This is a genomic window from Archangium gephyra (genome assembly GCF_049060025.1).
GTDB lineage: Bacteria > Myxococcota > Myxococcia > Myxococcales > Myxococcaceae > Archangium > Archangium gephyra_A.
Genome location: NZ_JBMEQQ010000002.1, coordinates 4707729 through 4730131 on the forward strand (window position 1 = coordinate 4707729; position 22403 = coordinate 4730131).

At 69.8% G+C, this 22403-nt stretch carries 21 protein-coding genes and 2 pseudogenes; 13 read left to right on the forward strand and 10 right to left on the reverse strand.

Going from position 1 to position 22403, the window contains the following annotated elements; genetic code table 11:
• The first annotated feature begins 80 nt into the window (after positions 1-80).
• Complete coding sequence (locus tag ACN28I_RS20450; protein WP_420943649.1) at positions 81-2159, forward strand: serine/threonine protein kinase; 2079 nt, start codon at positions 81-83, stop codon at positions 2157-2159.
• The gene (locus ACN28I_RS20455) at positions 2059-2853 is read left to right on the forward strand and encodes a DUF2381 family protein (RefSeq protein ID WP_420943650.1); all 795 of its coding nucleotides are present in this window, start codon (positions 2059-2061) and stop codon (positions 2851-2853) included. Before ACN28I_RS20450 ends, ACN28I_RS20455 begins: the two co-directional genes overlap by 101 nt.
• A gap of 7 nt (positions 2854-2860) precedes the next feature.
• Here the strand turns inward: ACN28I_RS20455 and ACN28I_RS20460 are convergent, their stop codons facing one another.
• Positions 2861-3067, reverse strand: coding sequence for a hypothetical protein (locus ACN28I_RS20460; RefSeq protein WP_420943651.1), 207 nt, complete (start codon positions 3065-3067; stop codon positions 2861-2863).
• Positions 3068-3209: 142 nt separating this feature from the next.
• Positions 3210-3536: a hypothetical protein gene (locus ACN28I_RS20465; protein ID WP_420943652.1), complete on the reverse strand. Its 327-nt coding sequence runs from the start codon at positions 3534-3536 to the stop codon at positions 3210-3212.
• A 30-nt stretch (positions 3537-3566) separates the two neighbouring features.
• Between ACN28I_RS20465 and ACN28I_RS20470 the strand changes: the two genes are divergently transcribed.
• The 4 genes and pseudogenes from ACN28I_RS20470 to ACN28I_RS20485 all read left to right on the forward strand — a co-directional run bounded on the left by ACN28I_RS20470 (position 3567) and on the right by ACN28I_RS20485 (position 7476).
• Positions 3567-4088, forward strand: coding sequence for a hypothetical protein (locus tag ACN28I_RS20470; RefSeq protein WP_420943653.1), 522 nt, complete (start codon positions 3567-3569; stop codon positions 4086-4088).
• 71 nt (positions 4089-4159) lie between these two features.
• Positions 4160-5681: pseudogene (gene istA / locus ACN28I_RS20475) on the forward strand (IS21 family transposase).
• Between the two features lie 146 nt (positions 5682-5827).
• Positions 5828-6586 (forward strand): IS21-like element helper ATPase IstB, encoded by a 759-nt coding sequence (gene istB / locus ACN28I_RS20480; protein ID WP_420943654.1) that lies wholly within the window; start codon positions 5828-5830, stop codon positions 6584-6586.
• 308 nt (positions 6587-6894) lie between these two features.
• Positions 6895-7476, forward strand: coding sequence for a hypothetical protein (locus ACN28I_RS20485; protein WP_420943655.1), 582 nt, complete (start codon positions 6895-6897; stop codon positions 7474-7476).
• Positions 7477-7531: 55 nt separating this feature from the next.
• Here the strand turns inward: ACN28I_RS20485 and ACN28I_RS20490 are convergent, their stop codons facing one another.
• On the reverse strand, positions 7532-8011 hold the full coding sequence (locus ACN28I_RS20490; RefSeq protein ID WP_420943656.1) for a hemerythrin domain-containing protein: 480 nt from the start codon (positions 8009-8011) through the stop codon (positions 7532-7534).
• A 150-nt stretch (positions 8012-8161) separates the two neighbouring features.
• Positions 8162-10294 (reverse strand): glycogen debranching protein GlgX, encoded by a 2133-nt coding sequence (glgX, locus tag ACN28I_RS20495; protein ID WP_420943657.1) that lies wholly within the window; start codon positions 10292-10294, stop codon positions 8162-8164.
• Positions 10295-10521: 227 nt separating this feature from the next.
• On the opposite strand from glgX, the gene ACN28I_RS20500 reads away from it, so the two are divergent.
• The 5 genes from ACN28I_RS20500 to ACN28I_RS20520 all read left to right on the forward strand — a co-directional run bounded on the left by ACN28I_RS20500 (position 10522) and on the right by ACN28I_RS20520 (position 14997).
• Positions 10522-10983: a DUF4142 domain-containing protein gene (locus ACN28I_RS20500; protein WP_420943658.1), complete on the forward strand. Its 462-nt coding sequence runs from the start codon at positions 10522-10524 to the stop codon at positions 10981-10983.
• On the forward strand, positions 10970-11308 hold the full coding sequence (locus tag ACN28I_RS20505) for a hypothetical protein (protein WP_420943659.1): 339 nt from the start codon (positions 10970-10972) through the stop codon (positions 11306-11308). The genes ACN28I_RS20500 and ACN28I_RS20505 overlap by 14 nt, the downstream gene beginning before the upstream one ends.
• 229 nt (positions 11309-11537) lie before the next feature.
• Positions 11538-12254 (forward strand): TVP38/TMEM64 family protein, encoded by a 717-nt coding sequence (locus ACN28I_RS20510; RefSeq protein ID WP_420943660.1) that lies wholly within the window; start codon positions 11538-11540, stop codon positions 12252-12254.
• A gap of 56 nt (positions 12255-12310) precedes the next feature.
• Entirely contained in the window at positions 12311-12769 is a 459-nt protein-coding gene (locus ACN28I_RS20515) for a hypothetical protein (RefSeq protein WP_420943661.1), read from the forward strand.
• 146 nt (positions 12770-12915) lie between these two features.
• The gene (locus ACN28I_RS20520) at positions 12916-14997 is read left to right on the forward strand and encodes a cation:proton antiporter (protein ID WP_420943662.1); all 2082 of its coding nucleotides are present in this window, start codon (positions 12916-12918) and stop codon (positions 14995-14997) included.
• On the opposite strand, the gene ACN28I_RS20525 is transcribed toward ACN28I_RS20520, so the two are convergent.
• Entirely contained in the window at positions 14994-15722 is a 729-nt protein-coding gene (locus tag ACN28I_RS20525; RefSeq protein WP_420943663.1) for a pilus assembly protein N-terminal domain-containing protein, read from the reverse strand. The two genes, ACN28I_RS20520 and ACN28I_RS20525, sit on opposite strands and share 4 nt — an antisense overlap.
• Before the next feature lie 64 nt (positions 15723-15786).
• Between ACN28I_RS20525 and ACN28I_RS20530 the strand changes: the two are divergent.
• A pseudogene (locus tag ACN28I_RS20530) lies at positions 15787-17224 on the forward strand (hemolysin family protein).
• Here ACN28I_RS20530 and ACN28I_RS20535 read toward each other — a convergent pair.
• The 4 genes from ACN28I_RS20535 to glgA form a co-directional block, all read right to left on the reverse strand.
• Positions 17146-17961 (reverse strand): Uma2 family endonuclease, encoded by an 816-nt coding sequence (locus tag ACN28I_RS20535; RefSeq protein ID WP_420943664.1) that lies wholly within the window; start codon positions 17959-17961, stop codon positions 17146-17148. The pseudogene ACN28I_RS20530 and the gene ACN28I_RS20535 sit on opposite strands and share 79 nt — an antisense overlap.
• Positions 17962-18158: 197 nt before the next feature.
• Positions 18159-18485: a hypothetical protein gene (locus ACN28I_RS20540; RefSeq protein WP_420943665.1), complete on the reverse strand. Its 327-nt coding sequence runs from the start codon at positions 18483-18485 to the stop codon at positions 18159-18161.
• 147 nt (positions 18486-18632) lie between these two features.
• Positions 18633-19553: a serine/threonine protein kinase gene (locus ACN28I_RS20545; protein WP_420943666.1), complete on the reverse strand. Its 921-nt coding sequence runs from the start codon at positions 19551-19553 to the stop codon at positions 18633-18635.
• A gap of 35 nt (positions 19554-19588) precedes the next feature.
• Positions 19589-21019 (reverse strand): glycogen synthase GlgA, encoded by a 1431-nt coding sequence (gene glgA / locus ACN28I_RS20550; protein WP_420943667.1) that lies wholly within the window; start codon positions 21017-21019, stop codon positions 19589-19591.
• A gap of 73 nt (positions 21020-21092) precedes the next feature.
• Between glgA and pdxH the strand changes: the two genes are divergently transcribed.
• Positions 21093-21689, forward strand: a complete 597-nt coding sequence (pdxH, locus tag ACN28I_RS20555) for a pyridoxamine 5'-phosphate oxidase (RefSeq protein ID WP_420943668.1) — start codon at positions 21093-21095, stop codon at positions 21687-21689.
• Position 21690: 1 nt separating this feature from the next.
• On the opposite strand, the gene ACN28I_RS20560 is transcribed toward pdxH, so the two are convergent.
• Complete coding sequence (locus ACN28I_RS20560; protein WP_420943669.1) at positions 21691-22383, reverse strand: SDR family oxidoreductase; 693 nt, start codon at positions 22381-22383, stop codon at positions 21691-21693.
• Positions 22384-22403: the final 20 nt, after the last annotated feature.

A 22403-nucleotide genomic window follows, 5' to 3' on the forward strand; every position in this document is an offset into this window, starting at 1 on the left:
CACCAGTCGTAGTCGACTACGAGTGACGAAGCGGTGGGCGCTCGACCTGCTACGTTGAGGTCCTCCGAGGTAGGCCCCGCGTGTCCACACAGACGCATTCCCCAAGGCCCGAGCACCCTGTCCGCCCGCACGGCGAGGGAGCCCTGAGTGCGCTCGACTCCGCTCCGCTCCCCGTGGGCACGCGCATTGGCGGAGACGTGGTGGAGGGCGTGCTGGGCAGCGGCGGCTTCGCCACCGTGTACCGGGTGAGAAGTCCCGAGGGCCACGTGTCCGCCCTCAAGCTGCTGCCGCTGGATCAGGGACCCGAGCGGGCCGAGCGCGCCTGGCGCGAGCTGTCGCTGGGCACGCGCCTGCGCCACCCCAACCTCGCGCGCCAGCTCGGCGCGGGCCAGTGGCCTCCGGACAAGCCATGCTTCCTCTGGCTGAAGTTCGAGCTGATTGACGGCGCCCACCTGGACGAGTGGGCGCCTGGGCGCTCCCTGGGCGAGGGGGTGGACCGGGTGCTGGAGGTGGCACGCGCGCTGGCGGTGTCGCACGAGGCGGGCGTCCTCCACCGGGACGTGAAGGAAGCCAACATCCTGGTGCGCGAGAGCACCGGGCAGGCGGTGCTGGTGGACTTCGGGGTGGGCTACCACCCGGCCTACCCCACGCTGACGAAGGGGATGTTTCCCCCCGGCACGCTGCCCTACCGTGCTCCCGAGGCGTGGGCCTATGGCCGCGCGCACGCGGGCGAGCCGGGCGCGCACTACCGGGCCGGGCCGGGGGATGACCTCTACGCGCTGGGCGTCGTCTTCTACCGGTTGCTGACGGGCCGCTTCCCCTTCCGTCCCGCCGAGCACGGAGGCGAGGACGTGGACGCGGTGCTGCACCGGGAGCCCCTGCCACCGCACCTCGTCAACCCACGTGTGCCCCGGGCGGTGGAGGCGGTGTGCCTGCGGCTGCTGGCCAAGACGCCCGAGGCGCGCTACCCGGGCGCCGTGGCGCTGTACGAGGCGCTGGAGGAGCTGAGGGCCCGGGCGGACGTGGACTGGACGGTGGTGCCGCACCCGGAGCGGCGGCTGCCGGAGAAGCCGCGGACGCGCGGGTGGCGGGAGCTGGCGGCGGTGGGCGTGGGGTTGGCCGTGGCACTGGCGGCCTGGTGGCTCACCCCTGGCCAGGAAGTGGCGCCAGCGGGGCCCGCGCCGGAACCTGTGCGGGCCGTGGCCGCGCCTCCCGCCGAGGCGCCTCGAAAGGACCCTGCTCCCGTGAAGCCAAAGCAGCAACAGACATCTGGTCCCCAGCCAGCAGCCGCCCCCACGCGCCGGGGAGCCGCCGTGCGCACCGCGTGCCTGGGCTTCACCGGCGCCGCCCTCCAGGCCTGCATGGCATCCCCACAGCAGGTGCCGCCCGAGCGTCCCGCCCCTCTTCCCCAGGCGTGCCCCGCCGGGGCCGTGGAGACCATGACGGACATGCTCGGCTTGAGCCTGGGGGAAATGACGAGCGTGGACTGGAGCGACGTGCGGGGCAGGCCCGTGCACGTGCAGGAGGACGCGACCCTCCGCGTGGGGGGCCACTGGGAGGCGGGAGCGGACCACACGGGCAAGGGCTGGAAGATCGCGCTGCCGGACGAGACCCGCCTCTTCGGGAAGCTCTACGTCAAGCAGGGGCGGGTGTACGGCCGCTTCACCGAGGCGCGCACGCCCCTCGGGGTGACGTACCCGGTGTGCCTGGAGCTGTTGGACACGGACGACAACGTCGGCCTCGAGGCTCCTGCCCGGCAGCGGGCCGGGGAAGATGATGGTGGAACCCGTCGTGATGGTTCGGGTGGTGGACCGATTCAAGTAGGGGCGTCCCGGAGACGGGACGGACACGACCGGGCAGGAGGTGTGGTAGAGCCCCACTCCTCCGGTCCCGTCCACCCCCCTCGGAGGTCTCCGCCCCATGCCCGTGCTGTCCTCCGCCACGCTGGTGCAACTCGCATGGCTCGTCGCTCCCCTTGGCCTCTCCGCGCCACCCGCCTGCGAGGCGGGCACGCCCCACCTGGAGCTGGCGGAGGACACGCGCGGCGAGGCGCTCGCGGTGTGCATCCACCCGGGGCTCTCCACCAACTTCTACTTCGACACGAAGCTGACGCACGTGACGCTGAGCGGGCGGGAGCGTTTCCGGGTGATAGCGGATGAAACGGGCCTCGCGCTCATGCCCACCCGGGCCCTGGCGGCCGGGGAGCGCGTGCCGCTGACGGTCTCCTTCCAGGACGGCGCGGCCCCCGCGAGTGTCACCTTCAACCTGGTGGTGCACCCGTCCGAGGCCGCGCGGCAGGTGGAGCTGACCCACCGGCCGCGCACGCTCGCCTCCTACCGGGAAGGGGAGCAACAGGCGAGGGAGGAGGCGCGGCGGTGCCTGGAGGAGAAGGCGCGCCTGGAGGAGGGGTGTGGCGGCAAGAGGGGACTGCTGGGCCTCCTCGCCCAGGAGTGGTTGGGGGAGGACGGTATCCCCAGCAAGAACCTCAACCTGAGTGTCACCTCACGCCCAGGCAACACGCTCACCAGCATGGAGGCTCACAGCTACCGCTCGGACACCACGCGCCTGGAGGACGGACGCGTGGTGGTGCGGCTGGCCGTGCGGCTGCGGTTGAAGAACCACGGGAGTACGCCCTGGATGCCCGGGGGGGCGGTGCTGGTGGGGCCGAAGGGAGAGGAGTGGAAGGCGCTGGGCGTGTGGATGCAGGAACCCCTTGCCCCGGGCGAGAAGCGCGACGTCGGGGTGGAGGTGGAGGTGCCGGAGGATGCGGCGCGCGGCACCTTCACCCTGAAGCTGTGGAGCGAGGAGGCTGGTGGCGGGGGCGAGTTCTTCGACGGCGTGACGTTCCCGTAGCCAGGGCTCAGATGATGTCGTTGGGCAGGAAGACGCGATGGTCCGGGGGCAGTTGGCCCGAGCCCGCCAGCGTCAGGTACTCCTCCGTGCTGCGCACGGTCGCAATCACCTCGGGCACCCCGTTCCTCGTCACCACCACCGCGCCGATGGTCCCGGGTTCCGCATGGAAGATGGCCCAGAACGCCGCCCGCTCCTCGGGAACGGGAGGCCACAAGCTTCCGGCGCGAAGGGGCCGCCGTACACCACTCGTAGTCGACTACGAGTGGTGTATGTCTTTCGCCCACACCACTCGTAGTCGACTACGAGTGAAGGGGGCCTACGTTGCTCCTGCGAGATAGACGCTCCCGCCTGCCCGCTCACACCGAGGGTGGGAGCGACTCCTGGTGCTCGGCCATGCGCAGCAGCTCCGTGTTGCGCCACTGATCGATGGCCTGCTGCATGTCCTCGCTCATGGAGTCGAGGTCCTCCTCATTGGCCAGGGACTGCACCTTGGGGAGCAGCGCACTCTCCTCCTGGCTGACGTGCTCGGTCACCATCCGCTCCAGGCGCAGGCACAGCCCTTCCAGCCCCGGGTCCGTCTGCTTCACCTGGAGGATCTCCGAGTGGAGGGAAACACCACGGGTGGCGGTCGTGTCGTTGGAAAATGAAGGTCTCGTCGCCTGGACGGGAAGGTCAGACGCCATCCGCAAACTGTCCACAGCAAAGGAGACCCTATGCATCTCCGGCTCTTGGTCGCCACACGTGGGGGTTTGCTGGCGCTGGCTCTTCTCGGAGCAACTCAGTTCGCTTGCGTCGGCGGCCATATCCCGCCGTCCATGTTCCAGTTCCAGAACGTCGTGCCCTATAGAGGCCCTGGCACGGAGCCAGGAGGATGGAAGGCCGCCCAGGTGCTCATCCTGCTCGGCAAGATTTCTCCCATCTTTGCCTCGACCGCCACCTGCGACGTCGAAGTCGGCGTTCCGGAAAGGAATGTGATCGGATGGGTGGTGGATGAATTCGCACAAGCCGAAGCCGCCAAGGCAGCGGACAAGGCCGCACGCATCGTCCTTCGAGAGCGCCTGCCAACCGCCCTCGTGCGTGCACCGGACCATGTGGAACACCGATTCCGGGGCAAGTGGAACACTGATTCCGGAGCAAGTGGAACGCCCATTCCGACCATGTGGAACACCGATTCCGGGCAAGTGGAACGCACCCGGCAGGTAGGCCGAGGGATGGGCGACACAGTGGAGCGTTGACGGTGCTGGACGAGCCGCCGCCTCTGATCTCCCCGAAGAAGGAGGTCTTGATGGCGGCAGAGAGGCTGTCCATGCGCAAGCTGAGAGAGTTGTTGAGGCAGAGGTTGGAGCTGAAGCTGTCGGTGCGGGAGATAGCCCGGAGCCTGGGAATCGGCGTGGGCACGGTCAACCGCTACCTGTACCGGGCGCAGGCGGCGAAGCTGACGAGTTGGCCGCTGGCGCCGGAGCTGGACGACGACGCGGCGCTCACGGCGCTGCTGTTCGCGGACGAGGGGAAGGTGGTAGCGAGCCGGCCCGAGCCGGACTGGGCGCACGTGCACGCGGAGCTGCAGGAAGAAGGGCGTCACCAAGTCGCTGCTGTGGCAGGAGTACCGGGAGACGCACCCGGAGGGCTACCAGTACAGCCAGTTCTGCGAGCGCTACGCGCGGTGGGCCAAGAGCGTGAGCGTCACCATGCGCCAGGAGCACCGTGCCGGGGAGAAGTGCTTCATGGACTTCAGCGGCGATGGGCTGCAAGTCCACGACGCGGTGAGCGGCGAGGTGCGTGTGGCGAAGCTGTACGTGGCGGTACTGGGGGCCAGCAACTACACGTACGTGGAGCCCGTCTTCAGCGAGGACGTGGCCACGTGGGTGGGGTGCAACCAGAGGGCGTTCGCGTACTTCGGAGGCGTGTCGGAGATGGCGGTGCCCGACAACCTGAAGGCAGCGGTGACGCGCACCAACCGGTACGAGCCGGACATCAATCCCAGCTACGCGGACATGGCGAGGCACTACGGCTTCGCGGTGGTGCCTGCGCGGCCGCGCAAGCCGCGGGACAAGGCGAAGGCGGAGAACGGGGTGCTGCTGGCCGAGAGGTGGATTCTGGCGGCGCTGCGCAACCGGCGCTTCACGTCGCTCTGCGAGGTGCGCGAGGCGGTGGCGGTGCTGCTGGAGAAGTTGAACACGCGGCCCATGCGCAAGCTGGGCAAGAGCCGCCGGCAACTCTTCGAGGAGGTGGAGAAGGCGGCCCTCAAGCCGCTGCCGGACAAGCCCTACGAGCTGGCGCAATGGAAGAAGGCGCGCGTCAACGTGGATTACCACGTGGAGGTGGAGGGGCACTGTTACAGCGTGCCCTACGGGCTGGTGGGGCAGCAGGTGGAGGTGCGTTACACGGCCTCGTGCGTGGAGGTGTTGCAGGCGGGCCGGCGCGTGGCCAGCCACGTGCGCAGTGAGGAGCGCGGACGCTTCACCACCCAGGCCGAGCACATGCCCAAGAGCCACCGCGCGCATGCGGAGTGGACGCCGAGCCGGATTCTCTCCTGGGCCGCCACGGTGGGCCCCAGCACGGCGACGCTGGTGGAGGAGCTGATGAAGCGCCGCCCCCACCCCGAGCAGGGCTTCCGCTCGGCCCTGGGCGTCATCCGCCTGGCGCAGCGCCACGGGCAGCAGCGCGTGGAGAAGGCGTGCGCGCGGGCAGTGCGCCACCGCGCCTACAGCTACAAGTCCGTGGCCGCCATCCTCCAGCACCACCTCGAGGACGCGCAGGCGGCGCACGAGGACAAGGGCCCGCTGCCACAGCACGAGAATGTACGCGGCGCCAGCTACTACCACTGAAGCCTCCCGCGCCCGGCCACGGTGCGCGGACAACTCTCCGCGGTGCTGGCCCTCGCGGCCCGCTACCACGCAGGACGCCTGCGCGCGCCCTTCGGGCGCGCGCAGGCGGCGCAACACCCAACAACCCCCAACGAAGAGACGAGAGAATGCTGACGGAGCAGACGCTGGAGAAGCTCAACGCGATGAAGCTGTACGGCATGGCCAACTATCTGCGCACCTGGATGGAGCGGCCAGCGGACACGCAGCTGGGCCCGACGGAGCTGGTGGGCCTGCTGGCGGACGCCGAGTGGGTGCACCGGGAGAACAAGAAGCTCACCTCGCGCCTGCGCAACGCGCGGCTGCGCCAGACGGCGTGTTTGGAGGACATCGACTACAGCCTGGCGCGCGGGCTGACGAAGGCCCAGGTGCTGGAGCTGTCCACCTCGCGCTGGGTGGCGCAGGCGCAGAACGTGCTGGTGACGGGCCCCACCGGCGTGGGCAAGAGCTTCCTGGCGTGCGCGCTCGGACAGAAGGCGTGCCGCGACGGCTACGGCGTGGTGTACCGCCGTGCCTCGCGTCTCTTCGACGAGCTGGCGCAGGCTCGCGCCGACGGCACCTACCCGCACCTGCTGCGCAGGCTCGCCAAGGCCCAGGTGCTGATTCTGGACGACTTCGGCCTGGAGCCCCTGGGCACCAGCGAGCGCAAGGAACTGCTCGAGGTGTTGGAGGACAGGTATGGCTCCGGCGCCACCGTGGTGACGTCTCAACTCGACCCCAAGGACTGGCACGCGGTGATTGGCGAGGCCACCCTCGCCGACGCCATCCTCGACCGGCTGGTGCACAACGCCCATCGGCTCAAGCTCACGGGCGACTCGGTGCGCGACCCGGAAAGGAATTTGACCCGGTCCAAGAAGGGGGCGAAGTGAACCCCGGCCAGCGTCGCTGACGCTCCGACTGTTCCACATGGCCGGAACGGGTGTTCCACTTCGCCCGGAACGAGTGTTCCACTTCGCCGGAATACGCAGCCCTCGCCTGTCACCAGTTCAGGGTACACATGCAGAGCATCCTGACGAAGCCGAACATCGGTCCCATTCCTGGCGCCCGGGTCACGGGCTTCCAATCGGTAGGCGTCCCACGGTCGACGTTTTCATGAAAATGGAAACTCCACGCGTATCCAGCGAGTGAGAAGCTCCAGGCGCCCTCTCGAACGCGACCCCATCGAGGAGCCCCGTTCATGAATCCAGAACTGACGGCCGACGCGCTCGTCCACCTCGTCCACCTCTACTATCCGGCGGGACTTCTCATTGATGAACCTCAATACAAGACGTCAGAAGAGGTCCAGCGGCTCAGCGCACTGCTGCACACCCATGCGAAGCCCGCCCCCACTTGGGAGAACTTCATCCCGCGGCTCCGTCATGAGTTCCCCGACTGCTCGCTCTGGGACACCACGGTGCCCTTGCTGGACCCCTGCTACAGCGTCCGTGTCTCCCTCCCGGGCTTCAAGGTAGGAGCGCCCCTCTACGACTGCGTCGTCTGCCTGCTGAGCCAGCTCGCCCCGGTGTACGCCCTCTACGCTTCCCATACGGATAGGAACGAGCCCGGAGAGGGCTACTGGCAACGTCTTCCGCCCTTCCCCCCCGAGTTCCAGTCCCACGAAGCCAGGCTGGCCACGCTCATCCAGGCCACCTTCGGTTTCACCCGCCTGCCCAACGACGTCCTCCTCACTCCCGTGCCGGACCTCGTGCCACGGACAGCCCACTTCGGGCTCGGTGAAGCAAGGCTCATCGACTGCCTCTTCACCCCCTCCCGATGGTGAGCCGCCTCGGTCCCATCCACTCGGGGCGTCCGCTCGAGGCGCCCCGCCTGCCCGCTCACACCGAGGGTGGGAGCGACTCCTGGTGCTCGGCCATGCGCAGCAACTCCGTGTTGCGCCACTGATCGATGGCCTGCTGCATGTCCTCGCGCATGGAGTCGAGGTCCTCCTCGTTGGCCAGGGACTGCACCTTGGGGAGCAGCGCGCTCTCCTCCTGGCTGACGTGCTCGGTCACCATCCGCTCCAGGCGCAGGCACAGCCCCTCCAGCCCCGGGTCGGTCTGCTTCATCTGGAGGATTTCCGAGAGGAGCCGCTTCACCTCGGCATGGTCCTGGAAGGACTCGTCGATGAGGCCGTCCACCCCCTGCTGCCGGGCGAAGGGGTAGAAGTACTGCTCCTCCAGCGCCGCGTGGATGGTGAGGGCCTCGGCCACCTTGCCCAGCAGGGCGATGCGCTCGTCCCCGGTGGTGGACTTGATGCGCTGGAACAGCCCATCGACTTCCCGGTGCTGCTGCTTGAGTAATTCGATCGCGCTCACGGTATGGCTCCTGGGTCCCACCCCCCTGCGGTGGTGTCGTCCCTGGGACACACAGTCCGCATGGAGGGGACGGGAGACAAGCGCGGGGCCGGAGGCAGGCCCCTATTCCGCGAGGGGCGGGTGGGCGCCCGCCCGCTGGAGCACCGGGCCTCAGCCGGCCGGTACCTCCCGGAAGACGGCGAGCGAGCGGCCCGTCAGCTCGAAGGGGCCGGCGGGTACCGGCTCCTCGGGGCCCCGCTGGTCATCCGCCGTGTAGAACTCGATGACCCACCGGGAGCCCTGGGGCGGGGGCGGCACGGTGAAGCGCACGGGCTCGTGGTGGGCATTGAGCAGCACCAGCAGGCCATCTCCGATGATGCGCTGGCCGCGCTCGTCGGGCGAGGGGATGGCGTCGCCCCCCAGGAGGAACGCGAGGGAGCGGACGAAGGGCTTCTGCCAGTCCTCCGGGCTCATCTCCGTCCCATCCGGGCGGAACCAGGTGAGGTCCTTGTGCTCCGAGTCCCAGATGTGCTTGCCCTGGAAGAAGCGGCGGCGCTGCAGCACCGGCTGGCGGTGGCGGAACTGGATGAGGCGCGAGGTGAACTCGAGCAGCGCCAGCCGGCGCTCGTCGAGGTTCCAGTCCACCCAGGACAGCTCGTTGTCCTGGCAGTAGGCGTTGTTGTTGCCCTTCTGGGTGCGCCCCATCTCGTCGCCGGCGACAATCATGGGCACGCCCTGCGAGAGGAAGAGCGAGGCGAGCAGGTTGCGCTTCTGGCGCTCGCGCAGGGAGACGACGCCGGGGTCATCCGTCTCGCCCTCCACGCCGCAGTTCCACGCCTGGTTGTCGTCGGCGCCGTCACGGTTGTGCTCGCCGTTGGCCTCGTTGTGCTTGTGGCTGTAGGTGACGAGGTCGTGCAGGGTGAAGCCGTCGTGGGCGGTGACGAAGTTGATGCTGGCCTGGGGCCGGCGCCGCGCCTCCTGGTAGAGGTCCGAGGAGCCGGTGAGCCGGTGGCCCACCTCGCCCGCGAGGTTCTCGTCGCCCTTCCAGTAGCGGCGCAGGGCATCGCGGTACTTGCCGTTCCACTCGCGCCAGGGCGCGGGGAAGCCGCCCACCTGGTAGCCGCCGAGCCCCACGTCCCACGGCTCGGAGATGAGCTTCACCCGGCCGAGCACCGGATCCTGGTTGATGATCTGGAAGATGGGGGCGTTGGGGGAGTACTCCCCCCTGCCCACGCGGCCGAGCACGGTGGCCAGGTCGAAGCGGAACCCGTCCACGTGCATCTCCTCCACCCAGTAGCGCAAGGAGTCCACGATGAGGCGCGCGGTGTGGGGGTTGGAGGCGTTGAGGCTGTTACCGCAGCCGGTGAAGTCCAGGTAGTAGCGCGCCTCGGGCATCAGCCAGTAGTAGCTGGCGTTGTCGATGCCCTTGAGCGACAGCGTGGGCCCCAGGTGGTTGCCCTCGCACGAGTGGTTGTAGACGACGTCGAGGAGGACCTCGATGCCCGCGGAGTGCAGGGCCTTCACCATGCCCTTGAACTCGTTGACGGCGCTGCCCGGCGTGCGGCGGCTGGCGTAGGAGGCCTCGGGGGCGAAGTAGCACAGGGTGTTGTAGCCCCAGAAGTTGGACAGGCCCTTCTCCCCGAGGAAGGAGTCGTCCGCGAAGGCGTGCACCGGCAGCAGCTCCACCGAGGTGACGCCCAGCTTGAGCAGGTGCTCGATGACGGCCGGGTGGCCGAGGGCCGCGTAGGTGCCGCGCTGGTTCTCGGGCACCTTGGGGTGGCGCATGGTGAGGCCCTTCACGTGGGCCTCGTAGATGACCGTCTTGCGCCAGGGCACGTCCGGGCGGCGCTCGTTGCCCCAGTCGAAGTAGTCGCCCACCACCACGCTCTTGGGCACGCCCGCGGCGCTGTCGCGCTCGTCGCGCATCAGGTCCTGCTTGTCGTTGCCGAGCGTATAGCCGAAGACGGGCTGGGACCAGTCCACCTCGCCATGGAGCGCCTTGGCGTACGGGTCCACCAGCAGCTTGTAGGGGTTGCAGCGTTGGCCCTTCTGCGGCTCGTACGGCCCGTGGACGCGCAGGCCGTAGAGCGTGCCCGGCTCCAGCCCCGGCACGTAGCCATGCCACACGTCATCCGTCATCGCCTGCAGATCGAACCGCTCCACCTCCCTGGAGGGGTTCTGGGGATCGAAGAGGCAGACCTCGACGCGGGTGGCGACTTGCGAGAAGACCGCGAAGTTCACCCCCGTGCCGTCGAACGTGGCGCCCCGTGGGTACGGCTTTCCCGGCCAGACTTCCCTGGACATACGCGTCGCTATCCTTTCAACCGAGTACCCGGCGAATTTGTGTGTGAGGGTCACACTATTCAAGGACTGCACGTTGCGTCCGACCCGGGACAGATGGAGCGTCCGCCAGCCATCAGGAGAAAGGCCCCAGCGTGCGCTTCCACACGCTCCGCCCCGGGGTGCAATGAAGTCCACCTTGTCCCCGGCCAATGTGCGCGCCCGCGTTCCAACCGAAAGGAAGTCCGCACATGAAGCAGACGATTCAGGGGTTCATGCTGGCCGGTGCGCTGGTCCTTGGGGGTTCCGCGCTCGCGCAGCAGGGCGCCAAGGCGCAGGGCCAGGGAGCCAAGGGCGGCACGGCCGAGCACCGGGGCTTCGTGGTGCCCACCGACGAGAAGGCCCTTCTCGAGCGGCTGCACTACACCAACCAGATGGAGATCAAGCTGGGCCAGCTCGCCCAGCGGAACGCCGCCAACCCGGACGTGAAGGCGTTTGGCGAGCAGATGGTGCGCGAGCACACCGCCGCGGATCAGAAGCTGATGACGCTGGCCCAGGGCCGGGGAATGAAGCTGGCGGACATGCCCAAGCCGATGAACGACATGGAGAAGAAGATGATGGCGGCCGACAAGGCCGTCATGGAGGAGCCTCCAGACGCTCAAGGGAGAGGCGTTCGACTCCTGCTACATCGCCAACCAGGTGGGCGACCATGACGCCACGCTCGGCAAGCTGATGGCGGGCCGGCAGGCCATCACCGCCAACGCGGAGATGACCTCGCTGATGGAGGACATGACGCAGCACGTGGCCCAGCACCGCCAGCAGGCCTACTCGGTGCTCGGCAAGCTGGGCCAGACCATGGGCGTCGGCGGCGCGGGCACGGGCAACAACGGCACGGGCATGCAGAAGGGCACCGAGCCGGGCACGGGCGGCCACATGGGCAGCGGCCACACGGGCGGCGGCCACATGGGCACGGGCACCGGCAGCGGCACCACGGGGACCGGCCAGCCCGGCTCCGGCATGCAGCAGCCGAAGAAGTAACGGCGTCTCCTCCCGGGCACTGGCGCGAGGGGGCAAGGGCTCTCGCGCCGGTGTCCGGCCATGGCCGCCCGCCTGGAGGGCGGCAGAGCACCCCTGGGTCTTCCGGGGCCGAGGGCCGAAGCGTCCCTTGCCCCCTGGTGGAGGGAGAGGCCCTGGCACCATTGCCCCGGGGAGGGACGACTCCCAGCTTTGCACCATGTCCGCGCACCCTCGCTCCGAGAGGGGAGGGATGAGCGCCAGTCTCAAGTTCCTCGCCCCCCTGTGCTTCTCCGTCGGGCTGCTGGTGGCACTCCGGCTGCTGGGGCCCGAGTACCTGGATCAGCGGCAGCTCTCCGAGTGGCTGCGTCCCCTCGGGTTGCTGGCGCCCCTCGTCTTCGTCCTGCTGCTGGCGATCCGGCCCGTGACGCTGCTGCCGGGCCAGTTCTTCACCGCGGTGGGCGGCCTGCTCTTCGGCATGGCGCACGGGACGGTCTACGCGCTCCTCGGAAGCCTGCTGGCCACGGGCGTCATCCACCTCGTGGCCAGCCGGCTCGGCCGCAAGCCCATGCGGCGGCTCGCGGGCAAGAGGCACACGGCCCTGCGGCACGTGGCACGCCGGCACGGGTTCCAGCTCGGCTTCCTCGCCTGCATCAACTCGGTGATTCCGGCGGACGTGCTGCTCGCGACGGCGTCCGCTTCCGGGGCCCGCTTCTGGCCCCTCGCGCTGGGCGCGCTCGTCGGCACCGCGCCCGGGACGATGCTCACCGCCCTCTTCGGGAGCGCCCTGGGACAGGGGAAGACCTGGACGACGGTGGCCTCGGTGAGCGGACTGCTGATCAGCCTCGGGCTGGGACTCGCCCTGGGGCGGCGGCTGATGCGCGAGCTGCTCCTCGAGGAGCCCTCGGAAGAGCTCCCGTCCAAGGATGAGGAACGCCGGGGCGGCCGGACCGCGACGAGCACCTCCTGACGAGTGGCTTTCCCTCGAACTGCTCCGGTGTTAGGAGGGTTTGGGCGAAAACACTCATGAGCACCGTTGACCACGCATCCTGGCACGAGCGTTCGAGCGCTCGATGGATGGCCTGGATAGGCGCGGCCTGCGCCCTTCTGCTGGCCACGGTGGCCGGCGTGTGCTCGATGAGTGCCCATGCCGCCGGGCGCGCGGATGTCCGGTGGGTCCCCTCGGCGCCGGAAGGGCAGCACCCGAGCGCGCGCTCCGAGAACCTGTCCGGGCAGCAGCCGCTGGCCGGCGTCCACGCTTCGCCGGTACCGGGCCAGCTGGAGCTCCCGCGCCCCACCAGCAAGCCGCCCCCGCTTCACCCGCGCGCCGATGCACGCCTCGGCCCCGCGCTCCGGCCGGAACCCCTGCTCGAGGAACGCACGAGACGGCTGCTGTCGTGCGTCCTGCCCACGAGCCACGGCCGGATCGCGGATCGCCCCATCGTCGCCAACTGCCCCGCGCAAGGACCTCCGCGGACCGCGTGACGTTCCGGTCCCAGAAGTAGAAACGCACGGTCACACACAGGACTCGCCGGGGTGGCTGCTTCTCCAGGGAAGCACCGCGCCGGACGGACCGGGGGGGTGGCCGCGGATGACCTTTCCTCCACAGCTTCTCAGCAGGTGATTCAACGATGCACGGTGCTCACGACTTCCTCAAGGCCCTGGCGATGGTCCTCTGCGTCGCGACAGTGACGTCGGTCCTCTTCCAGCGGCTGCGCCAACCCATCGTGCTCGGGTACATCATCGCGGGCCTCATCATCGGCCCCCACGTGCCCATTCCGCTCGTCGCGGACCCCGCCATCGTCCACACGCTGTCGGAGCTGGGCGTCATCCTCCTCATGTTCTCGCTCGGGCTGGAGTTCAGCCTGCGCAAGCTGTTCCAGGTGGGGCCCACGGCGGGAGTCACCGCCGTCATCCAATGCAGCCTGATGATCTGGCTCGGCTTCGTCGTGGGCCGGGCCTTCGGGTGGACGACGCTCGAGAGCTTCTTCACCGGCGCCATCATCGCCATCTCCAGCACGACCATCATCGCCAAGGCCTTCGACGAGCAGGGCATCAAGGGCAAGCTGCGGGAGATCGTCGTCGGGGTCCTCATCGTCGAGGATCTCATCGCCATCCTCCTGATGGCGACCCTCACCGCGGTCTCCAGCGGAGCGGGACTGTCGGCGGGACAGCTCACCGTCACCATCGGCCGGCTGGCGCTGTTCCTGGTGGGGCTGGTGGTCATCGGGTTGCTGCTCATCCCGCGCGTGGTGCGAGCCGTCCACCGCCTGGATCGGCCGGAGACGCTGCTGGTGACGAGCATGGGCATCTGCTTCGCCATCGCGCTGCTGGCGCAGGAGTTCGGCTACTCGGTGGCGCTCGGCGCGTTCCTCGCGGGCTCGCTCGTGGCGGAGTCCGGCAAGGAGAAGGACGTCGAGCACCTGGTGCAGCCCGTGCGCGACGTGTTCGCCTCCATCTTCTTCGTGTCGGTGGGAATGATGATCGACCCGGCGCTGGTGGCCCAGCACTGGGTGGCCGTGGCCGTGCTGACGGTGGTGGTCATCCTCGGCAAGCTGGTGGGCGTGGCCCTGGGCGTGTTCCTCACGGGCAACGGGACGCGCACCGCGGTGCAGTCGGGCCTGAGCCTGGCGCAGATTGGCGAGTTCTCCTTCATCATCGCCGCCCTGGGCCTGTCGCTGAACGCCACGGGCCAGTTCCTCTACCCGGTGGCGGTGGCCGTCTCCGCCATCACCACCCTCACCACCCCCTTCCTCATCCGGGCCGCGGGGCCGGTCGCCAACTTCGTGGACCGCAAGCTGCCCAAGCCGCTCCAGACGTTCGCGGCCCTCTATGGGAGCTGGGTGGAGGGCCTGCGCGCCGCGCCGCCGCAGAAGACCACCGGCGCGAGGATGCGCCGCATGCTGCGCCTGCTGCTGCTCGACGCGGCCATGCTCGCCGCCCTCGTCATCGGCACGTCCGTCTTCCTCGAGCGGCTCACCACGACCGTGGAGAACCGGGGCGGACTGGGCGCCTCGGTGGCGCGCCTGCTCGTCATCGGACTGGCGTCCGCGCTCGCGGTGCCGTTCCTCGTGGGAATCGTCCGGATGGCCCGTGGCCTGGGCATGCTGCTCGCGGAGCTCGCCCTGCCCCCCGGGGCCGAGGGCAAGCTGGACCGGGCCGCCGCGCCCCGCCGCGCGCTCGTGGTGACGCTCCAGTTGGGGAGCCTGCTCCTCGTGGGCGTGCCCCTCGTGGCCCTCACCCAGCCCTTCATCCCCGGCTTCCAGGGCGCGGCCGTGCTGCTCGTCCAGCTCATCGTGCTCGCCGTGGGCTTCTGGCGCAGCGCCACCAACCTCCAGGGGCACGTGCGCGCGGGCTCCCAGGTCATCGTCTCGGTGCTCGCGTCCCAGTCCCATGTCAAGGACGAGGAGCAGCATGGCGAGCAGTTGAAGACGCTCCACGCCATCCTCCCCGGGCTCGGAGAGCCGACGCCCGTCCGGCTCGAGGCCACCAGCCGCGCCGTGGGGCGGAGCCTCGCGGAGCTGAACCTGCGCGGGATGACGGGCGCCACGGTGCTCGCCATCCAGCGGGGTGAAGGCGGCGCCGTCGTCCCCACCGCCCAGGAGGTGCTGCGGGAGGGAGACGTGCTCGCCCTGGCCGGCACGCACGAGGCCATCGACGCGGCCCGGGCCGTGCTCGAGGCGCCCCGGGAGCCGGAAGCCGCGGTGCCCTAGTCCGCGGGCGTGCCCGCGTCGGGAGGCGCGGGCCGGCGCACGGTGACGCGGTCCTCCAGCGGCACGCGGCCCACGGACTGGCGGAACAGCTCCCAGAGGGCCCGGCGGTGCTCCTCCGGGGTGGCGGTGCCCTCCAGTACCAGCCCCGCCCCGCGGTAGCTCACCCCGAGGCCCAGGCCCTTCAACACCGGCGTGAGGGCCGCGAGCTGCTCCTGGAGCAGGGGCAGCTCGAAGGTCAGCTCCAGCTCGCGCGCCAGGTACGCATCCGTCTTCAGCAGCGAGCGCAGGGCGTCACGGCAGCGCGCGTCCTTCACCTCGGTGGACAGGCTCCGTCCGGCGCCCGCGGTCACCTTGAGGCCCGGGCAGGCCTTGCGCGCCGCGGCCACCAGGGGCTCCACGGAGGGCTCGGGCGGGGGAGGCGTGCCCACCACCAGCCGCCACACGGCGAACTTCCCCTCGGCGTACAGCAGCAGCAGCGTGCGCCCGGGTTTGAGGCCCGTGAGCAGCAGCTCGTTGCTGCCCTCGAGCACCTCCGCCGTGGCGATGGACGGGTCCTCCACCTCCACGAAGTCGACCACGCTCAGCTTGTGGAAGCGCTCCTTGCCCGGCTCCAGCGGCATCACGAGGTCCACCGGCCAGGCGGACACCCGGGGGGGGGCCAGCGCCACCAGCAGGGCGGCCAGGGGGGCGAGCAACGGAAAGAAGCGGCTCACTGGTGGACGCATGCGCATCCCAGCCCTCTCGGAAAGTGTGCGTCTCCTCTTACCACGGGCTATGAAGAGAGACCCTATGCCTACCTGGGTCCTTTGGACCGCCTGCCTGGCCCTCGTCCTCCTCCGGGGATTCGTCGCCGCCGCCGAGTCCGCCCTCTACGGCACCTCCGACCTGCGCGCCCAGGAATTGGCGACGTCCACCCCGGGCGCAGGCGGCCGGGTGCTCCGCCACAAGACCGAGCGCGAGGCCACCGCCACCGCCCTGCGCATGGGCAGCGTGCTGTGCGGCTTCCTCGCCGCCGCCATCGGCTCCTTCGTGCCGCCGCAACTGCTCGACTTCACCCGCTGGGGCAACGCCTTCTGGCTGGAAGTGGCCACGGTGCTCGCGGGGGCCCTGCTGGTGGGCGTGCTCGCCGCCCTCATCGAGGTGACGATGCGCGGCCTGGCCAACGCCGGCCCCGAGCGCTGGGCGCTGCGTTTGTCCTGGCTCGTCTCGGTGCTCGTCTTCCTGTTCTACCCGCCCATGCGGCTGCTCATGGGGCCCGTCAACCTCGTGGCCCGCGGCTTTGGCCGCACCCTGCGCTTCGAGCCCCCTCCTCCGCCCCTCGAGGAGCTGGAGAAGCTGCTCGCCGCCCAGGCCGCCAAGGAAGAGGTGGACCAGAGCGCTCCCCAGCTCATCCGCTCCATCTTCGAGCTGTCCGACAAGCGCTGCCGCGACGTGATGGTGCCCCGCACCGAGGTGGTGTGCGTGGACATCTCCACCTCGCCCGACCAGGTGCTGCGCCTGCTGGCCGAGGAGAACCACTCGCGCATCCCGGTCTACCGCGACGACGTGGACCACATCCTCGGCGTGCTGCACGCGCGGGACTTGATTCCGCTGCTGCAGCACCCCGAGCTGCATCGTCGTGCAGGACATCATCCGTCCGGCGCACTTCGTGCCGTGGCTCAAGCCGATTGGAGATCTGCTGCGCGAGATGCAGCGCAAGAAGATCCACATGGCCATCGTCGTGGACGAGTACGGCGGCTTCATGGGGATTGTGACGCTGGAGGACATCCTCCGGGAGATCGTCGGCGACATCGGCGACGAGTTCGAGGTGGAGGAGAAGCAGGTGGAGAAGCAGGCGGATGGGAGCTTCCTGGTGGACGCCTCCCTGGAGGTGGAGCGGTTCACCCAGGCCTTCGGCTTCTCGCTGCCGGACGGCGACTTCGACACGCTGGGCGGCTTCCTGTCGTCGATGGCCGGGCACCTCCCGGACGTGGGCGAGCGCTTCACGTACAACGGCTGGGCCTTCACGGTGCACGCCAAGGAAGGTGCGCGCATCGACCGGGTGCGGCTGACCAAGCTCAAGACGCCCAGCAAGGAGTCACCACCGCCCAAGGACTCCGCGGGCAAGGACTCCGCGGGCCAGGAGCTGCAAGGCCTGAGTCCGTTGGCTCAGCGCGGGCCGCCGCGCAACCGCTCCAGCTCGGCGAGGGCCTCGGCCAGCTTGCGCTCGGAGTCCTCGCGGCGCTGAGCCTCATGCGCGAGCCGCTGCTCCAGCTCGGCGCGCAGTTGGGCCTCCTCGGTGCGATGGACCTCCGCCTCCCCCACCATCCGCTCGAGCGTGGCGATCATCTCATCCGCCTCGGGCAGAGGCGCCCGGCCGAGATAGAAGCGCAGCCGCTCGCCCTCGAGTTGCAACTCCAACCCGAGGACCTCGGAGGTGTAGAAGCCCTGCTGGGGCACGATGGGCTGGTAGACGCGCCGCCCCTCTCCGGCCAGCCGCCAGCCGGTCAACTTCAGCCGCCCCCGGTCGAAGATGAAGTACTCGCGGATGCCGAGCCGCGCGAAGCGCTCCACGTTGCGCTCCAGGTCCTTGCGCCGCTCACCCGCGACATGAACCTCCAGGGCCACATCGAGCCCCTTGCCCTCCACCCCCACCACCCACCGCATGCGCGAGTGGGGCTCCACGTCCATGACGGCCAGGACATCGGGAGCGAACATGCGCTCGCCCGGGTAGTACACGGGCAGCTCGCAGGCCAGGTACACCTTGCGCCCGATGCGGGAGAAGAACCCCCCGAGGACCTCGCGCACGCGCACCTTGGCGTCGAAATGAGAATCCCCCTCGGGAGGCTGGGTCTCGGAGACGGGAAATTCGGAGGGAAGGCTGTCGACGACGTGAGCACGCTCCTCGGGCGTGAGCCGCTCCCAGACCTCCTGGGGAGGCGCACGCGGATCGTCTGGATCGACGCGGTAGGAATCAGCGCTCATGGTGCCGGTAGACACACTAAGACCCTCCTCGACGGTGACCAAGCGGGGCCAACGGCAAGCGTCGAGCACAAGGCGTCCGGCCGACACACGCCCGTCCCCCCCTTGGACCCGGGCCATGAGACGTGACTTCCGAGGTCAGGTCAAGGCCCATGACTCCAGCAGAAGGCTCCCGGGGCCGATGGAGCTGACCGCGTGCCTCACTCCGGCCGGGGCATCCCGGGCTTGAAGTTGCGCAGCCGCACGTAGCGCTCGGCGCGGAAGGGCAGCAGGCGCACCGTCTCGCCGAAGGCCAACGCCACCCCGCCGCCCACCTCCACCCGCCACGTGCGCGGCGCCTCACCCGTCGTGGGCTCGGACTGCAGCGGGAAGGACACCGTGAGCGTGCGCCGCGCGTCCGCGGCCAGCGGCAGGCCGCTCAACCCGCGCGTGCCCACCGCATAGCGCCGCCCGTCCAGGCGCAGCTCGAAATCCACCCCCGTCACCTCCCCGTCCCAGAAGGTGGGGTTCTCCACCTCCAGGCGCACGGTGAGCTTCTCCGGAGCCGTCCGGCGCGAAGGCGAGCCCCACCTCCTCCACCCGCACCGCCTTGTCCAACGCATGCGGGCGCAGCGTCACCCCGGCGCACCCGGCCAGCCACGGCAGCACCAGCAGCAGGAGCGCGAAGCGGCGCATCAACCCCCCAGGAGGGGCTTGAGCGCCTCCACCGAGAGCGGCCACCCGGCACGCCGGGCCAGCACCTCCAGTGCCCGGATGAACTCCGTGGCCGACTGGAAGCGGCGCGCCTTGTCCGCGAAGAGCGCCTTGCGCACCACCTGCACCGCGTAGTCCGGCAGCTCCGGATCGAGCGTGGACAGCAGCGGCGCCCGCGCATCCCGCACCCGGTGCATCATCTCCGCCTCGCCGTCCGCCACGTGCAGGCGCCGGTTGGCCAGCAGCTCCCAGAGGATGACGCCCACCGAGTACAAGTCGCTGCGCGCGTCCACCGGCTGGCCCAGCACCTGCTCCGGGCTCATGTACGGCAGCGTGCCGCGCAGCGCGCCCGTGTCCCCGCGGGTTCCCCCCTCCACGTCCGCCACGCCGAAGTCCGTCAGCTTCACGTCCCCCGCCACGCTCAGGAGGATGTTCGAGGGGTTGACGTCGCGGTGGACGATGCTGCCCCCGCCCTCCCCCAGCTTCGCGCGGTGGATGTAGTCCAGCGCCTTGACGATGCTCCAGCAGATGTAGCAGGCGGCCTCGGGCGGCATCGCCGTCCTGGCCTTCATCAGCAATTCCTGCATGAAGCCCAGCGTCCGGCCCGACACCAGCTCCTGCACCATCAGGTAGTCCGGCCCCGCCTTGAAGAGGCGGAAGGTGCGGACGATGTTGGCATGGCGCAGGCGCACGGTGAGCTTCGCCTCGTCGACGAAGGCCTTCACGTAGGCGCCATCGTTGCGGTACGTGGGCAACAGCCGCTTGAGCACCACGTCGTCGGGCTCTCCCGGCGAGCGCTGCGTCGTGGGCTTCGCCCGCGCCTGGTACACCTCGGCCATCCCGCCTACCGCGAGGCGGCCGACGACCTCATACCCGCCCAGGTCCGGTGCTTGCTGCGACACGGTTCCAGCCTACCCCGCTTTGTGTTGAACACCCACTATTGCGTCAGCAGCGAGGCAAATAGCCGTTCGTACCGGCGCGCCGACGCGGCCCAGGAGAAGTCCCGGCCCATGCCCCGGCGCCGGAAGGCCAGCAGCCGCTCCGGCTCGGCGTAGAGGGCCTGGGCCCGCCGCAGGGCCGCCAGCAGCGCCGCCGGGTGGAAGGCCTCGAAGAGGATGCCATCCCCGTCCATGCTCCCATCCACCGTGTCCACCAGCCCTCCCGTGGCCCGGACGATGGGCACGGTGCCGTAGCGCAGCGAGTACATCTGGTTGAGCCCGCACGGCTCGTAGCGGCTGGGCATGATGAAGAAGTCCACCCCCGCCTCCACCAGGTGGCTCAGCCCCTGGTCGAAGCCGACGAACGTCCCCACCTGTCCGGGGTAGTGGTGCTGCAGGGTGCGCAGCCCGTCCTCGTAGCGGCCCTCGCCGCTGCCCACCCCGACGAAGCGGATGTCCGACTGGAGCGCCTGGGGCAGCACCTCCAGCAGCAGGTCCACGCCCTTCTGCCACGCCAGCCGCGAGACGATGCCGAACACCGGGGCCTGCGTGTCCGGGTCCAGCCCGAAGCGGCGCAGCAGCTCGCGCCGGCAGGCGGCCTTGCCCGCGAGGTGGTTCGCCCCGTAGCGCTCCGGGAGGTACGGGTCCGTCTCCGGGTTCCACTCGTGCACGTCGATGCCGTTGAGGATGCCGGTGAGCACCCCCTGGCGCCGCCGCAGCAGCCCGTCCAGGCTCGCGCCCCCCTCCGGCTGCTGAATCTCCTGGGCGTAGGTGGGCGAGACGGTGGTGAGGGCGTCGGAGAACTGGATGGCCCCCTTGAGGAAGTTGACCGTGTCGTAGAACTCGAGCCCCTGCTCGGCGGTGAAGAGCTCCCAGGGCAGCCCCAGGTCCCCCATGATCTCCTTGCCGAACTGGCCCTGGTACGCGAGGTTGTGGATGGTGAGGACGCTCCGGGCCCGCCCCAGGGCCGTGGCCTGGTAGGCGCGCCGCAGCGCCACCGCCGTCAATCCCGTCTGCCAGTCGTTGAGGTGGACGATGTCCGGGGTGAAGCCCACGCGCTGGGCGGCCTGGAGCGCGCCGATGGACAGATAGGCGTAGCGGCGGTGGTTGTCGCCGAACTCGCCCCACGTGTCCCCGTAGATGCCGGCGCGGCCGTAGAAGTGCTCGTTCTCCAGGAAGAGCACCTCCAGGTTGGGCGAGGGGCGCAACGAGAGGATGGGCCCGCGCTCGATGCCGAAGGGAAAGCGCAGCTCCAGGTGGTGGCCGGTGGGGGTGAGGCGATCCGTCTTGATGGACGCGTAGCGGGGGGTGACGACCTTCACCTCGTGGCCGAGCGCCGCGAGCTCCGCGGGCAGCGCCCCGGCCACGTCCCCGAGTCCACCCGTCTTGGAGAAGGGCGCGACTTCGGAGGCCACGTAGAGAATCTTCATGGAATGAGACGATGCCGTGTGTGACGCGCGAGTCAACCCAAACACGCGGCTCGCACTCCGGGAGCGGGTTGGTATGGTGGGGGGCGTGGAACTTCCCCAGGATCCCTTCGAACGTTTCGCGGCCCTCTACGAGGAGGCGAAGCGCGTCATTCCCGTGGACCCCAACGCCATGACGGTGGCGTCGGTGGGGCCCGGAGGCCGGCCCTCCACACGCGTGGTGCTGTTGAAGGACTTCGACGCGCGGGGCTTCGTCTTCTACACCAACCTGGAGAGCCGCAAGGGCCAGGAGCTGCTGAGCCACCCATGGGCGGCCCTGAGCTTCTTCTGGCAGCCCCTGGAGCGGCAGGTGCGGATAGAGGGACGCGTGGAGCGGGTGTCCGACGAGGAAGCGGATGCGTACTTCCAGAGCCGGCCCCGTGGGAGCCAGGTGGGCGCGTGGGCCAGCCTGCAGAGCCAGCCCCTGCCCTCGCGCGAGCTGCTGGAGACCCGGGTGGAGGAGCTCACCCGCGAGTACGAGGGCCAGCCGGTGCCCCGGCCCCCGCACTGGTCGGGCCTGAGGGTGGTGCCCGACCGCATCGAGTTCTGGCACGCGCGTCCGAGCCGGCTGCACGACCGGCTCGTCTACCTGCGCGAGGGCAACGGCTGGAGGACGGAGATCCTCTACCCGTGAGCTACCAGGGCAGCTCCTGGCCCTCGTAGCTGAAGAAGCGCCCGCCATCCTCGGCCTTGAGCCGGTCGATGACGTTGATCATCCCCCGCACGGACTCCTCGGGGCGCAGCGGCGCCTGGGGGCCGCCCATGTCCGTCTGCACCCAGCCCGGGTGCATGGCGATGGTGACGAAGCCCTCGGGGTGCAGGTCCACGTGCATGTTGCGCATGGCCATGTTCAGCGCGGCCTTGGAGAGGCGGTAGGCGTAGGAGCCGCCCATGCCGTTGTCGCCGATGGAGCCCATCTGCGAGGTGATGTGGATGATGCGCCGCGCCGAGCCGCGCCGCAGGGCGGGCAGCAGGGCCGCGGAGAGCCGCAGGGGCCCCAGCGTGTTGGTGGTGAAGGTCTGGGCCAGCGACTCGTAGTCCAGCTCGGTCAGCGCGCCATCCTTGCCGTAGACCCCGGCGTTGTTGATGAGCACGTCCAGCGGCGCGCCCTGCCCCACCGTGGCGGCGAAGGCGTCCACGCTCCGGGGGTTGGAGAGGTCGAGGGCATGCAGCCGCAACCGGCCCCCGGCCTCCCGGGCAAGCTCCTGGAGGTGCCGGGCCTCGGGGGGAGAGCGGACCCCGGCCTCGATGGTGTCTCCACGGTTGAGAAGCTGACGAACGAACTCGAGGCCCAGACCACGGCTGGCCCCTGTGATGGCGTAGCGCATGACGTCCATTAAATGCGCCC

Coding starts and splice junctions, on each gene's coding strand:
- ACN28I_RS20465 (WP_420943652.1), bottom strand. CDS start 3,536: ATGGCGTCTGACCTTCCCGTCCAGGCGACGAGACCTTCATTTTCCAAC.
- ACN28I_RS20470 (WP_420943653.1), top strand. CDS start 3,567: ATGCATCTCCGGCTCTTGGTCGCCACACGTGGGGGTTTGCTGGCGCTG.
- istB (WP_420943654.1), top strand. CDS start 5,828: ATGCTGACGGAGCAGACGCTGGAGAAGCTCAACGCGATGAAGCTGTAC.
- ACN28I_RS20485 (WP_420943655.1), top strand. CDS start 6,895: ATGAATCCAGAACTGACGGCCGACGCGCTCGTCCACCTCGTCCACCTC.
- glgX (WP_420943657.1), bottom strand. CDS start 10,294: ATGTCCAGGGAAGTCTGGCCGGGAAAGCCGTACCCACGGGGCGCCACG.
- ACN28I_RS20500 (WP_420943658.1), top strand. CDS start 10,522: ATGAAGCAGACGATTCAGGGGTTCATGCTGGCCGGTGCGCTGGTCCTT.
- ACN28I_RS20510 (WP_420943660.1), top strand. CDS start 11,538: ATGAGCGCCAGTCTCAAGTTCCTCGCCCCCCTGTGCTTCTCCGTCGGG.
- ACN28I_RS20515 (WP_420943661.1), top strand. CDS start 12,311: ATGAGCACCGTTGACCACGCATCCTGGCACGAGCGTTCGAGCGCTCGA.
- ACN28I_RS20520 (WP_420943662.1), top strand. CDS start 12,916: ATGCACGGTGCTCACGACTTCCTCAAGGCCCTGGCGATGGTCCTCTGC.
- ACN28I_RS20525 (WP_420943663.1), bottom strand. CDS start 15,722: ATGCGTCCACCAGTGAGCCGCTTCTTTCCGTTGCTCGCCCCCCTGGCC.
- ACN28I_RS20535 (WP_420943664.1), bottom strand. CDS start 17,961: ATGAGCGCTGATTCCTACCGCGTCGATCCAGACGATCCGCGTGCGCCT.
- glgA (WP_420943667.1), bottom strand. CDS start 21,019: ATGAAGATTCTCTACGTGGCCTCCGAAGTCGCGCCCTTCTCCAAGACG.
- pdxH (WP_420943668.1), top strand. CDS start 21,093: ATGGTGGGGGGCGTGGAACTTCCCCAGGATCCCTTCGAACGTTTCGCG.
- ACN28I_RS20560 (WP_420943669.1), bottom strand. CDS start 22,383: ATGCGCTACGCCATCACAGGGGCCAGCCGTGGTCTGGGCCTCGAGTTC.